At 69.7% G+C, this 14,390-nt stretch carries 7 protein-coding genes and 1 pseudogene; 7 read left to right on the top strand and 1 reads right to left on the bottom strand.

The annotated features are described in order from the left end of the window. A partial coding sequence (locus tag GU5_RS0107815) for a PspC domain-containing protein (RefSeq protein WP_010525027.1) occupies nt 1-739 on the bottom strand: 739 nt, incomplete at its 3' end. A 134-nt stretch (nt 740-873) separates the two neighbouring features. On the opposite strand from GU5_RS0107815, the gene GU5_RS14700 reads away from it, so the two are divergent. From GU5_RS14700 to fusA, 7 genes and pseudogenes are all read left to right on the top strand, one after another. Beyond that, a complete protein-coding gene (locus tag GU5_RS14700; RefSeq protein ID WP_010525026.1) occupies nt 874-2,277 on the top strand; it encodes an ATP-binding protein in 1,404 nt (467 codons plus the stop codon). Next, nucleotides 2,274-2,966, top strand: a complete 693-nt coding sequence (locus GU5_RS0107805; protein ID WP_010525025.1) for a response regulator transcription factor — start codon at nt 2,274-2,276, stop codon at nt 2,964-2,966. Before GU5_RS14700 ends, GU5_RS0107805 begins: the two co-directional genes overlap by 4 nt. Nucleotides 2,967-3,519: 553 nt before the next feature. Next, nucleotides 3,520-7,026 carry a DNA-directed RNA polymerase subunit beta gene (locus GU5_RS0107800; RefSeq protein ID WP_010525024.1) on the top strand — a complete coding sequence of 1,169 codons (3,507 nt, stop codon included), beginning with the start codon at nt 3,520-3,522 and terminating at the stop codon, nt 7,024-7,026. A gap of 116 nt (nt 7,027-7,142) precedes the next feature. After that, nucleotides 7,143-11,030, top strand: a complete 3,888-nt coding sequence (locus tag GU5_RS0107795) for a DNA-directed RNA polymerase subunit beta' (RefSeq protein ID WP_010525023.1) — start codon at nt 7,143-7,145, stop codon at nt 11,028-11,030. Nucleotides 11,031-11,419: 389 nt separating this feature from the next. After that, nucleotides 11,420-11,794, top strand: coding sequence for a 30S ribosomal protein S12 (gene rpsL / locus GU5_RS0107790; protein WP_010525022.1), 375 nt, complete (start codon nt 11,420-11,422; stop codon nt 11,792-11,794). Next, complete coding sequence (gene rpsG / locus GU5_RS0107785) at nt 11,794-12,264, top strand: 30S ribosomal protein S7 (protein ID WP_010525021.1); 471 nt, start codon at nt 11,794-11,796, stop codon at nt 12,262-12,264. Before rpsL ends, rpsG begins: the two co-directional genes overlap by 1 nt. Nucleotides 12,265-12,407: 143 nt before the next feature. Beyond that, nucleotides 12,408-14,390, top strand: a pseudogene (gene fusA, locus GU5_RS15925) (elongation factor G); the annotation flags it as partial.

Genomic DNA, 14,390 nt, shown 5'->3' with positions numbered 1-14,390 from the left:
CCTCGTGGCGGCCCCCGGCCCGGGCCCCGCCGTCGGCCGCCGCTGCGGCCGTGGCGGACGCGGGCGGCTCGGCCGACGTCCCCGCGGCCGCGCCGGTCGAGGGGGCGGAGTCCTTCGGGAACCATGCCGGGCGGCCGTCCTCACGGGTGGAGGGCGCGCGCCCGGCCCGGGCTTCTCCCGCCGCGTCGCCGCCCCCGGGATGCGCCGAGGGACCGGCCGAGGGTTCCGCCGAGCCCCCGGCGTCGTCGCGCCGGCGGCCCTGCCGGCCCCGGCGTCCGCGGGTCGTGGTCACCACGAGTCCGACGACCACCGCGATGATCACCACGTTGGCCAGCACCGCGAAGGGGCCGGCCAGATTCAGCGGCGTGACGACGTTCAGCGCGCCGAGCACCGTCAGCAGCGCGCCGACGACGAATCCACCGGTGACGTCGCCGCGGATCGCCCGCTGGGCCGGGATCCGCTCCCGGTGGTCCGGCAGCAGGATCCAGGCGAGGCCGTAGAGCAGGATCATCGGCGAGAAGAAGAGCAGCGCGGCGACGACGCCGACGCCGCGCACCAGCGTCGGGTCCCAGCGCAGCCGCTGGGCCACCAGGGCCATCACGCCGCCGATCCAGCCCTCCTCGGGGCGCTGCAGGCCGGTGGCGCGGAGCCGGTCGAACAGCCGCCGTCCTGCCTCGGGCTCGGGGGGCCGGCCCGGCTCCCGCCGAGCGTCCTCATCGGGTCGAGCGGTGGAATCCATACCCCCAGCATCCTCCGGCGTCGCGCCTTGTACCATCCGGGATCGCCCTGACCCGACCCTGAGTCGCCCCTCGGATCCCCGGGATTCCGGGGATCAGTCGGCTCGGGGGCGGGCGTGCGTGACAGGATGGAGCCATGACCGACCCCGCACCTCGCCCGCTGCTGCGCCGGGCGGCCGGCACTCCCGTGGCCGGGGTGTGCCTCGGGATCGCTCGGCACCTGCAGGTCTCGGCCCCGGTGGTGCGCGCGGTGATGATCGGCCTGGCCATCGCGGGCGGACTCGGCGTGCTCCTCTACTGCTGGCTGTGGATCTTCGTCCCGGCCGAGGACGAGCCGGCCGGCACGGCCGGCGAGCGCGGCCTCAGCGGTCCGGCCGTCGACGCTGCGGCCGCTCGCGGCGGCGCCGCGGCGGATGCGGCCGACCGAGGCGAGTCCGGCGACGACCGCGGAGGCTCGGCCTCCCGCGGCCCGGAGAACCCCGCCGATAGGGTGCGCGCCGCGCTGGACAGCTTGACCAGCTCGCCGGAGGTGCTGGCCGGCGGACTGCTGCTCGGCGCCGCCGGGCTCCTCGCGCTCACGCTGGTCGGCGTGCCGCTGAACTGGCGGCTCGTCGGACCGCCGGCGGTCATCGTCGTCGGGGTGCTGCTGGCCTGGTCGCAGATGGACCGCACCGGGCGCGGCGGCGGGCGCCGCGAGGCGCTCTGGCAGGTCGCCGCCGGCGCCGGTCTGGTGGTCGTCGCCCTGCTGGTCCTCGCCGGAGGCTTCGTGCCCGCCGGCGACCTGCTCGTCGGCCTGATGGTGGCTCTGATGCTGCTGGCCGGCGTCGTGCTGGTCGTCGCTCCCTGGCTGCTGCGGATGTACCGCACGATGGCCGCCGAGCGCGCCCGGGCCGCCGCCGAGGCCGAGCGTGCCGACATCGCCGCCCATCTGCACGACTCGGTGCTGCAGACGCTGGCGATGATCCGGAAGCAGCGCGGCGACCCGGCCGCGGTCGAGCACCTGGCCCGGCGTCAGGAGCGGCAGCTGCGCGGCTGGCTCTACCGTCGCGACGCCGCCGATCCCGGCACGCTGAAGGACCAGCTCATCGCCGTCGGCGCGGAGCTGGAGGAGCTGCACGGGGCGGCCGTCGACGTCGTCGCGGTGGGCGAGTCGCGGGCCGGCGACCACCGGGTGCTGGTCGCCGCGGCGCGCGAGGCGATGGTCAACGCGCTCACGCACGCGGGGCCGGCGTCGGTCTATGTCGAGTCCGACGCCGCGGTCGACGCGGTGTTCATCCGCGACCGGGGGTCGGGCTTCGACGTCGACGCCGTCGGCGAGGACCGGATGGGCGTGCGGGAGTCGATCATCGGCCGGATGCGCCGCGGCGGCGGCGAGGCGAGGATCCGCTCGGGGGAGCGGGGCACCGAGGTCGAACTGACCATGCCCGTCGAGCACGGCGCCGAGGAGCGGGACGACGGCACCGCCGAGACGGACGACGGCGGAGGCGAGGACCATCTCGGGGAGCCCCGGGAGCGCACACGGGGAGGAGAACCGTCATGAACGAGGAGACGACGAGTGCGACGCAGGCCGCGCCCGCGGCCCGATCGCGGCGCGTGGTGATCGTCGACGACCATGCCATCTTCCGGGCCGGCCTGCGCGCCGAGCTGCAGGGACGGGTGGAGGTGCTCGGCGAGGCCCACGACGTCGAGTCGGCGATCGCCGTCGTGCGCGAGCAGCGGCCCGAGGTGGTGCTGCTCGACGTCCACCTGCCCGGCGGCACCGGAGGGGGCGGGGCCGAGGTCGTCCTCGCCTGCCGGGACCTGCTCGAGGAGGTGCGCTTCCTGGCGATCAGCGTCTCCGACCAGGCCGAGGACGTCGTCTCGGTCATCCGCGCCGGCGCCCGCGGATACGTGACCAAGACGATCAGCGCCGACGATCTGATCGCGGCGGTCGCCACGGTCGCCGCCGGGGACGCGGTGTTCTCCCCGCGGCTGGCCGGCTTCGTGCTGGACGCCTTCGGCACCTCGGCGGCCGCCGGCGTCCGGGACGAGGAGCTGGATCTGCTCTCCGCGCGCGAGGTCGAGGTCATGCGGCTGATCGCCCGCGGACACACCTACCGGGAGATCGCCTCGGACCTGTTCCTGTCGATCAAGACGGTGGAGACCCACGTGTCCAAGGTGCTGCGCAAGCTCCAGCTCTCCTCCCGCCACGAGCTGACCCGCTGGGCCGAGCGGCGACGGATCGTCTGATCGGTCCGGCGGGAGGGCGCGCCTCGTCATCGGCGCCTCGTCATCGGCGCCTCGTCATCGGCGCCTCGTCATCGGCGTCTCCGGGCCGGCGACGCCGTCGGCGGGCGACGGCGACCACGGCGCGCCGTCCTCGGCGGCGGTGCGTGACCCCGATCTCCGGTGCTACACTCTTGCGCGGGTTCCGCCGCGGACACCCTGGCCGAGGGCCGGCGGCGGCGTCGGAGCCCCGGAGTCCGCCGGATCGCCCCGGGCCTGGACGACGACGCCCGGTCGAGGCCGGGCGGATGCACATCCTCCATGACCGGCGACCCGCGGGATCTCCGCGGGCGGCTGTTGCGCCCATGCGTCGCCGTCGTTTATGCTGTACTTTTGCGCCTCCCCTCTATGCGCGTGCCTTCAAATAGCGGTGGGCACCGTCTCTTGCTCCTCATCCATGACCGGGCCGTCGCGGCCTGACGACGTCGGCACAGCCGCCGGCGCCGACTGCGACCGCCCTGGCGGGAGCGGGGGAAGCGTGCCAAGGAAGCTACGAAGGTCTGTGGAAGGATCCCTCTTGGTCGCCTCGAGCACCTCAAACTCTCAAACCGCTGCCTCGGCCCGCACCGCTGAATACGCCGGCCGACTCTCATTCGCCAAGATCTCCGAGCCCCTCGACGTCCCCGAGCTGCTGGCTCTGCAGATCGAGTCCTTCGACCGCCTCGTCGGCAACGACGCCTGGGCCGCCCGGGTGGAGGAGGCCCGCCAGAAGGGCACCAAGGGCGTCTCCGACACCTCCGGCCTGGCCGACATCTTCGAGGAGATGTCGCCGATCGAGGACTTCCAGGGCACCATGTCCCTGAGCTTCTCGGACCCGGAGTTCTCCGACCCGAAGATGCCGGTCGCCGAGTGCAAGGAGCGCGACACCACCTACTCCGCCCCGCTGTACGTCAAGGCGGAGTTCATGAACCACAGCACCGGCGAGATCAAGCAGCAGACGGTCTTCATGGGCGACTTCCCGCTGATGACCGACCGCGGCACGTTCATCATCAACGGCACCGAGCGCGTCGTCGTCTCGCAGCTGGTCCGCTCGCCGGGCGCCTACTTCGAGCGCAGCCCGGACAAGACCAGCGACAAGGACATCTACACCGCGAAGGTCATCCCGTCCCGCGGCGCCTGGTTCGAGCTGGAGATCGATAAGCGCGACCAGGTCGGCGTGCGTCTGGACCGCAAGCGCAAGCAGCCGGTGACCGCGCTGCTGAAGGCGCTGGGCTGGACCGAGTCGCGGATCATCGAGGAGTTCGGCGAGTACGACTCGGTGCGCGCGACCCTGGAGAAGGACACCTTCGAGACCCAGGACGAGGCGCTGCTGGACATCTACCGGAAGCTGCGTCCGGGCGAGCCGCCGACGGTCGAGGCCGCCGAGGGTCTGCTCAAGGGGCTGTACTTCACCCCGAAGCGCTATGACCTGGCGAAGGTGGGGCGCTACAAGCTCAACCGCAAGCTGGGCGTGGACAAGGACTTCACCGACGCGGACTCCTCGGTGCTCACCGAGGAGGACATCGTCGCGATGATCCACTACCTCTGCGCGCTGCACGCCGGCCGCGAGACGCTCAAGGGCGTCCAGGACGGCGAGGAGATCGAGATCCCGGTCTCCGTCGACGACATCGACCACTTCGGCAACCGGCGCATCCGCGCCGTCGGCGAGCTGATCGAGAACCAGATCCGCACCGGCCTCTCCCGCATGGAGCGCGTCGTCCGCGAGCGGATGACCACCCAGGACGTCGAGGCGATCACGCCGCAGACGCTGATCAACATCCGGCCGGTCGTGGCCTCCATCAAGGAGTTCTTCGGCACCTCGCAGCTGTCGCAGTTCATGGACCAGAACAACCCGCTGGCCGGACTGACGCACAAGCGGCGTCTCTCCGCGCTGGGTCCGGGCGGTCTGTCCCGCGACCGCGCCGGCATGGAGGTCCGCGACGTCCACCCGTCGCACTACGGCCGCATGTGCCCGATCGAGACCCCCGAGGGTCCGAACATCGGTCTGATCGGCTCGCTGGCGACCTACGGCCGGATCAACAGCTTCGGCTTCATCGAGACCCCGTACCGCAAGGTCGTCGACGGCAAGGTCACCGACCAGGTCGACTACCTGACCGCCGACGACGAGCTGGCCGCGCAGATCGCCCAGGCCAATGCGCCGCTGAACGAGGACGGCTCGTTCACCGAGGAGCAGGTGCTCTGCCGTCAGCGCGGCGGCGAGGGCGAGCCGGTGCTGGTCACGGCCGACGACATCGACTACATGGACGTCTCGCCGCGGCAGATGGTCTCCGTCGCGACCGCGATGATCCCGTTCCTCGAGCATGACGACGCCAACCGCGCGCTGATGGGCGCGAACATGCAGCGTCAGGCCGTGCCGATGCTCGAGTCGGAGTCCCCGCTGGTCGGCACCGGCATGGAGAAGTACGCCGCGGTCGACGCCGGCGACTCGGTCACCGCCGAGCAGCCGGGCGTGGTCACCAAGGTCGCCGCCGACCTGGTCACCGTCATGAACGACGACGGGACCACGACGAACTACCCGATCATGAAGTTCGAGCGCTCGAACCAGGGCAACGCGTACAACCAGCGGGTCCGGGTCGCCGAGGGCGAGCGGGTGGAGCGCCAGTCGATCATCGCCGACGGCCCGTCCACCGAGGCCGGCGAGCTGGCGATCGGCAAGAACCTCCTGGTGGCGTTCATGTCCTGGGAGGGCCACAACTTCGAGGACGCGATCATCCTCTCCCAGCGTCTGGTGCAGGACGACGTGATGACCTCGATCCACATCGAGGAGCACGAGGTCGACGCCCGCGACACCAAGCTGGGCGCCGAGGAGGTCACCCGGGACATCCCGAACGTCTCCGACGAGATGCTCTCCCAGCTGGACGAGCGCGGGATCATCCACATCGGTGCCGAGGTCGAGGCCGGCGACATCCTGGTCGGCCGCGTCACGCCGAAGGGCGAGACCGAGCTGACCCCGGAGGAGCGCCTGCTGCGCGCGATCTTCGGCGAGAAGTCCCGCGAGGTCCGCGACACCTCGCTGAAGGTGCCGCACGGCGAGTCCGGCACGGTGATCGGCGTGCGCATCTTCGACGCCGAGAACGGCGACGAGCTGCCCCCGGGCGTGAACCAGCTGGTCCGCGTCTACGTGGCCCAGAAGCGCAAGATCACCGACGGCGACAAGCTCGCCGGGCGCCACGGCAACAAGGGTGTGATCTCGAAGGTCCTGCCGGTCGAGGACATGCCCTTCATGGCCGACGGCACTCCGGTCGACGTCGTGCTCAACCCGATGGGCGTCCCCGGCCGCATGAACATCGGCCAGGTCATGGAGCTGCACCTGGGCTGGGCGGCCAAGCAGGGCTGGACGATCGAGGGCGAGCCCGAGTGGGTCCAGAAGCTGCCGAACCTGCCGCGCGAGACCGGCCCGACCAAGGTCGCGACCCCGGTCTTCGACGGCGCCGAGCCCGACGAGCTCACCGGCGTGCTGGAGTCCACCAACCCGACCCGCGACGGCGAGCGTCTCGTCGGCGGCGACGGCAAGGCCAAGCTGTACGACGGCCGCTCCGGCGAGCCGTTCCCGGACGGCGTCTCGGTCGGCTACATGTACATCCTGAAGCTGCACCACCTGGTGGACGACAAGATCCACGCCCGCTCCACGGGACCGTACTCGATGATCACCCAGCAGCCGCTGGGCGGCAAGGCGCAGTTCGGCGGTCAGCGTTTCGGCGAGATGGAGGTCTGGGCCCTGGAGGCGTACGGCTCGGCCTACACGCTGCAGGAGCTGCTGACCATCAAGTCGGACGACATCCACGGTCGAGTGCAGGTGTACGAGGCCATCGTGAAGGGCGAGAACATCCCGGAGCCCGGCGTTCCGGAGTCGTTCAAGGTCCTCATCAAGGAGATGCAGTCGCTCTGCCTGAACGTCGAGGTCCTCTCCTCGGACGGCAGCGCGATCGAGATGCGTGACGCGGAGGAGTCCGGGTTCAGCGCCGCCGAGGAGCTGGGCATCGACCTGTCCCGCGCGGAGCCGAACTCGGTCGAAGAGGTCTGAGTCCCGCACGACCCCGCCCCGCGTCGGCTCGGCGAGCCGACGCGGGGAGGTCGACGGACTACGCATGCATCGCCAGACGTCACGAATCTTGAGAGAGAAAAGAGAGACACCGGACTATGTCCACTGAATCCTCATTCGGCACCATGCGCATCGGGCTGGCCACCGGAGACGACATCCGCAGCTGGTCGCACGGCGAGGTCAAGAAGCCTGAGACCATCAACTACCGCACTCTGAAGCCGGAGAAGGACGGGCTCTTCTGCGAGAAGATCTTCGGCCCCTCCCGCGACTGGGAGTGCTACTGCGGCAAGTACAAGCGCGTGCGCTTCAAGGGCATCATCTGTGAGCGCTGCGGCGTCGAGGTGACCCGCGCCAAGGTCCGCCGCGAGCGGATGGGCCACATCCAGCTCGCCGCCCCGGTGACCCACATCTGGTACTTCAAGGGCGTGCCCTCCCGGCTGGGCTACCTGCTGGACCTCGCCCCGAAGGACCTCGAGAAGGTCATCTACTTCGCCGCCTACATGATCACCTGGGTCGACGAGGACCGCCGCCACGAGGACCTGCCGAACCTGCAGGCCGAGTACGACCAGGAGATCAAGCACCTGGCCGACCAGCGGGACGCCGACATCGCCGCCGTCGCCAAGGACCTCGAGGACGACCTGGAGCGTCTCGAGTCCGAGGGCGCGAAGGCCGCGGAGAAGAAGAAGGCCCGGGACACCGCCGACAAGCAGATGGCGCAGATCCGCAAGCGGGCCGACGCCGAGATCGAGCAGCTCGAGCAGGTCTGGGAGCGCTTCAAGAGCCTCAAGGTCTCCGACCTCGAGGGCGACGAGGCGCTCTTCCGTGAGCTGCGCGCCCGCTACGGCCAGTACTTCGAGGGCTACATGGGCGCCGAGTCCATCCAGAAGCGCCTGGAGACCTTCGACATGGACGCCGAGGCCGAGCGGCTGCGCGAGATCATCGCCACCGGCAAGGGCCAGCGGAAGACCCGTGCGCTGAAGCGGCTGAAGGTGCTCAACGCCTTCCTGGCCACCGGCACCTCGCCGCAGGGCATGGTCATCGACGCCGTCCCGGTGATCCCGCCGGAGATCCGTCCGATGGTCCAGCTGGACGGCGGCCGCTTCGCGACCTCCGACCTGAACGACCTGTACCGGCGCGTGATCAACCGCAACAACCGCCTGAAGCGTCTGCTGGACCTGGGCGCCCCGGAGATCATCGTCAACAACGAGAAGCGGATGCTGCAGGAGGCCGTCGACTCGCTGTTCGACAACGGCCGCCGCGGTCGTCCGGTCACCGGGCCGGGCAACCGTCCGCTGAAGTCGCTGTCCGACATGCTCAAGGGCAAGCAGGGCCGCTTCCGCCAGAACCTGCTCGGCAAGCGCGTCGACTACTCGGGCCGTTCGGTCATCGTCGTCGGCCCGCAGCTGCAGCTGCACGAGTGCGGCCTGCCGAAGCAGATGGCGCTGGAGCTGTTCAAGCCCTTCGTCATGAAGCGGCTGGTGGACCTCAACCACGCGCAGAACATCAAGTCGGCCAAGCGGATGGTGGAGCGCCAGCGCTCCCAGGTCTGGGACGTGCTCGAGGAGATCATCGTCGAGCACCCGGTCCTGCTGAACCGTGCGCCCACGCTCCACCGCCTGGGCATCCAGGGCTTCGAGCCGAAGCTGGTCGAGGGCAAGGCGCTGCAGCTGCACCCGCTGGTCTGCTCCGCCTTCAACGCCGACTTCGACGGCGACCAGATGGCGGTGCACCTGCCGCTGAGCCCCGAGGCTCAGGCCGAGGCGCGCATCCTGATGCTGTCCTCGAACAACATCCTGAAGCCCTCGGACGGCCGTCCGGTGGCCCTGCCCTCGCAGGACATGATCATCGGTCTGCACCACCTGACCACGGTCCGTGAGGACGAGGTCGGCGCCGGCCGCGCCTTCGCCTCCGTCGGCGAGGCCCAGATGGCCTTCGACCTGAACGAGCTTCACCTCAACGCTCCGGCGAAGATCCGCGTCGAGGGCTTCGTGCCCTCCGAGGCGGTCCCCGCGCCGGAGGGCTGGACCGAGGGCGAGCCGGCCACGATCGAGACCACGCTGGGCAAGGTCAAGTTCAACGAGCTGCTGCCGAGGGACTACCCGTGGCAGGACTCGGTGGCCGACAAGGGCCAGCTGTCCTCGCTGATCAACGACCTCGCCGAGCGGTACCCGACTGTGGACACCGCCCAGACCCTGGACAACCTGAAGGACGCCGGCTTCTACTGGTCGACTCGTTCGGGCGTCACCGTGGCCATCTCGGACATCACCTCCGACATGGACAAGCAGGGTCTGATGGACGCCTACGAGGATCAGGCCACGAAGGTCCAGTCGCAGTTCGACATGGGTCTGATCGGCGACGACGAGCGTCACGCCGAGCTCGCCGAGATCTGGTCCAAGGCGACCGAGGAGGTCGCCGGGGCGATGAAGGACGGCATGGACCGGCTGAACACCATCAACCGCATGGTGACCTCCGGAGCGCGAGGCAACTGGCTGCAGGTCCGGCAGATCGCCGGAATCCGCGGTCTGGTGACCAACCCGAAGGGTGAGATCATCCCGCGCCCGATCAAGTCCTCCTACCGCGAGGGCCTGTCGGTCCTGGAGTACTTCATCGCGACCCACGGCGCCCGCAAGGGTCTGGCCGACACCGCGCTGAAGACCGCGAACTCCGGCTATCTGACGCGTCGTCTGGTCGACGTCTCGCAGGACGTCATCGTCCGCGAGGCCGACTGCGGCACCTCGCGCGGCCTGACGGTGCCGATCGCGGTCGCCGACGAGAACGGCGAGCTGCGGATGCACGAGGCCGTGGAGAACTCCGCCTACGCCCGCACGCTGGCCGTCGACGTCACCGACGCCGAGGGCACCGTGCTGGCCGAGGCCGGCTCCGACGTCGGCGACGTGCTCATCCAGCGGCTCTTCGAGGCCGGCATCACCGAGGTCAAGATCCGCTCGGTGCTGACCTGCGAGTCGGCGGTGGGCACCTGCTCGCAGTGCTACGGCCGCTCGCTGGCCACCGGCAAGACGGTGGACATCGGCGAGGCCGTCGGCATCATCGCCGCCCAGTCCATCGGTGAGCCCGGCACGCAGCTGACCATGCGGACGTTCCACACCGGCGGCATCGCCTCGGCGGACGACATCACGCAGGGTCTGCCGCGAATCCAGGAGCTCTTCGAGGCCCGCACCCCGAAGGGTGTGGCCCCGATCGCCGAGTCCTCGGGCCGCGTGCGGCTGGAGGACTCGGAGAAGCAGCTGCGCCTGGTGCTGACCCCCGACGACGGCTCGGAGGAGCAGGCCTACCCGGTGCTGCGCCGGTCGCGTCTGCTGGTCTCCGACGGCGAGCACGTCGAGGTCGGCACCCAGCTGGTCGGCGGTGCGGTGGATCCGAAGCAGGTGCTCCGGGTGCTCGGCCCGCGGGCCGCGCAGAAGTTCCTGGTCTCCGAGGTCCAGGACGTCTACCAGTCCCAGGGCGTGGGCATCCACGACAAGCACGTGGAGGTCATCGTCCGGCAGATGCTGCGGCGGATCACCGTCATCGACTCCGGAGGCACCGGCCTGCTGCCCGGCGAGCTGACCGACCGGTTCCGCTTCATCGCGGAGAACCGGAAGGCCGTGGCCGCCGGCAACCAGCCCGCGTCGGGCCGTGACGAGCTGATGGGCATCACGAAGGCCTCGCTGGCCACCGACTCCTGGCTCTCGGCGGCCTCCTTCCAGGAGACCACCCGGGTGCTGACCCAGGCGGCGATGGAGGGCAAGTCCGACCCGCTGCTGGGCCTGAAGGAGAACGTGATCATCGGCAAGCTGATCCCGGCCGGCACCGGTCTGGACCGCTACACCCAGTCGACGGTCGAGCCCACCGAGGAGGCCAAGGCCAGCCTGTTCAGCGGCCCGAGCCTCTACGGCACGAGCTTCGACTACGCCGGCGCGGAGGGCGAGGGCGAGTTCCACGCCATCCCGCTGGACGACTACAACACCGAGGTCGACTTCCGCTGAGCGGTCGTCGACCCACGGCGGGGGAGACCCCGTGACCCGGTCGGGGCCCGGGGCGAGCATGACGCTGGCCCCGGGCTCCGGCCGTGTCCGCCGATCGGTCGCCGGCGACGGGGTGCGCACCGTGCTGAGGGCGTGCCGGTCCCCGGGATTGGGCGGAACACCGCGGCGCCTGCTATCGTTGACTCGATTGTTTCTGTGTGGCAGAGGGACTCGGTCCGGGTCGCGGGGTCGTTGCGCGACGAATGCCACATTTTTGCACGCCCAGGGGCCTCTCCCGCGGACTGTGCGAAGAACTGATCGCCCGCGGGATCTATGAGCATCCCTCAGCCTGACCGGACGGCGGCCCGCCGTGGTCCGTCAAGCCCGAAACCACGTATGGAGATCGCATAGTGCCTACTATCCAGCAGCTGGTCCGCAAGGGGCGCACCCCCAAGCCGACCAAGAACACCACCCCTGCGCTGCAGGGCAGCCCGATGCGTCGCGGCGTCTGCACCCGCGTGTACACCACGACGCCCAAGAAGCCGAACTCCGCCCTCCGCAAGGTCGCCCGTGTGCGGCTGAACGGCGGCGTCGAGGTCTCCGCCTACATTCCCGGCGAGGGACACAACCTGCAGGAGCACTCGATCGTGCTCGTGCGCGGCGGCCGGGTGAAGGACCTCCCCGGCGTCCGGTACAAGATCGTCCGCGGCGCCCTCGACACCCAGGGCGTCAAGGGCCGCGGCCAGGCCCGCAGCCGCTACGGTGCGAAGAAGGAGAAGAAGTAATGCCGCGCAAGGGACCGGCGCCGAAGCGCCCCATCACTCAGGACCCCGTCCACGGCTCTCCGCTGGTCACACAGCTGATCAACAAGGTGCTGACCGACGGCAAGAAGTCCACCGCCGAGCGGATCGTCTACGGCGCCCTGTCCGGCGTCGCGACCAAGACCGGCGAGGACGCCGTCACCGTGCTGAAGAAGGCCATGGACAACATCCGTCCGGCCCTCGAGGTCCGCTCCCGCCGCGTCGGCGGCGCCACCTACCAGGTGCCCGTCGAGGTCAAGGCCGGTCGTGCGACCGCCCTGGCTCTGCGCTGGCTGGTCGGCTACTCCAAGGACCGTCGTGAGAAGACGATGACCGAGCGGCTGATGAACGAGATCCTGGACGCCTCCAACGGCCTGGGTGCCGCGGTCAAGCGCCGCGAGGACACCCACAAGATGGCCGAGTCCAACAAGGCCTTCGCCCACTACCGCTGGTGATCGACGGCCCGCGCGGCGCCGCGGCGGCAGCTTCCGGCAGGAGGCTTCTCGCCCGCATGCGCGCCGCGTAGGCTTGTCGGCGGCGGGTCACCGCTTCACCGGCAGCATCCATCGAGAGACCTGAGAGGACAAGGGGATCAACCGTGGCACAAGACGTGCTCAGTGACCTGAAGAAGGTCCGCAACATCGGCATCATGGCGCACATCGATGCCGGTAAGACCACCACCACCGAACGTGTGCTGTTCTACACGGGCCTCAACCACAAGCTGGGGGAGACCCACGACGGTGCGTCCACGACGGACTGGATGTCTCAGGAGAAGGAGCGCGGCATCACGATCACGTCCGCCGCGGTGACCTGCTTCTGGGAGAACAACCAGATCAACATCATCGACACCCCGGGTCACGTCGACTTCACCGTCGAGGTGGAGCGTGCGCTGCGCGTGCTCGACGGCGCGGTGGCGGTGTTCGACGCCAAGGAGGGCGTGGAGCCGCAGTCGGAGACGGTCTGGCGCCAGGCCGACAAGTACAACGTGCCGCGCATCTGCTTCGTCAACAAGATGGACAAGCTCGGTGCCGACTTCTACTTCACGGTCGACACCATCAAGTCCCGCCTGGGCGCCAAGCCGCTGGTGATGCAGCTGCCGATCGGCGCCGAGTCCGACTTCGTCGGCGTGGTGGACCTCGTCCACATGAAGGCGCTGGTGTGGCCCGGCGACGCCAAGGGTGACGTGACTCTGGGTGCCGAGTACGAGACCCGGGAGATCCCGGAGGAGCTCAAGGAGCGGGCTCAGCAGTACCGCGATGAGCTCGTCGAGTCGGTCGCCGAGGCCGACGAGGAGCTCATGGAGAAGTACTTCGCCGGCGAGGAGCTCACCATCGAGGAGCTCACCAAGGGCATCCGCAAGCTGACCGTGGGCGGCGAGGCCTACCCGGTCTTCTGCGGCTCGGCCTTCAAGAACCGCGGCGTGCAGCCGATGCTCGACGCGGTCGTCGACTACCTGCCGAGCCCGCTGGACATCTCCGCGATGGAGGGCCACGCGCCGAACGACGAGGACGAGGTCCTGACCCGCAAGCCCAGCAAGGACGAGCCGTTCTCCGCGCTGGCCTTCAAGGTCGCCGCGCACCCGTTCTTCGGCCAGCTGACCTACATCCGTGTCTACTCCGGCCGGCTGACCAACGGTGCGCAGGTCGTCAACACCACCCGCGGCAAGAAGGAGCGCATCGGCAAGCTGTTCCAGATGCACTCCAACAAGGAGAACCCGGTGGAGGAGATCACCGCCGGCAACATCTACGCGGTCGTCGGTCTGAAGACCACCACCACCGGTGACACGCTCGCGGACCCGAACGAGCCGATCGTGCTCGAGTCGATGTCCTTCCCGGAGCCGGTCATCACCCTGGCCATCGAGCCGAAGTCGAAGAACGACCAGGAGAAGCTCTCCACGGCCATCCAGAAGCTCGCGGCCGAGGACCCGACCTTCACGGTGAACCGCAACGAGGAGACCGGCCAGACGGAGATCGGCGGCATGGGCGAGCTGCAGCTCGACGTGCTGGTCGACCGCATGAAGCGCGAGTTCAAGGTCGAGGCCAACGTCGGCAAGCCGCAGGTGGCCTACCGCGAGACCATCCGCAAGAAGGCCGAGGGTGTGGAGTACACCCACAAGAAGCAGACCGGCGGGTCGGGCCAGTTCGCCAAGGTCATCCTCGACTTCGAGCCGCTGGACACCTCCGACGGCGAGATGTACGAGTTCGTCAACGCCGTGACCGGCGGTCGCATCCCGCGTGAGTACATTCCGTCCGTCGACACCGGCATCCAGGACGCGATGGGCCTGGGCGTCCTCGCGGGCTACCCGATGGTCGGCGTGAAGGCCACGCTGAACGACGGTCAGTACCACGACGTCGACTCCTCGGAGATGGCGTTCAAGCTGGCCGGCTCCCAGGCCTTCAAGGAGGGCGTCACCCGGGCGAAGCCGGTGCTGCTCGAGCCGACGATGGCCGTCGAGGTCCGCACACCCGGAGGAGTACATGGGCGACGTCATCGGCGACCTGAACTCCCGGCGCGGTCAGATCGGCCAGATGGACGACGCCGCCGGCGTGAAGGTCATCCAGGCCACCGTCCCGCTGTCGGA

The sequence above is a fragment of the Nesterenkonia sp. F genome (assembly GCF_000220985.1).
Taxonomy (GTDB): domain Bacteria; phylum Actinomycetota; class Actinomycetes; order Actinomycetales; family Micrococcaceae; genus Nesterenkonia.
The sequence above is the reverse complement of the archived record's forward strand: the minus strand, read 5'-3'. Positions and strand labels throughout refer to the sequence as shown.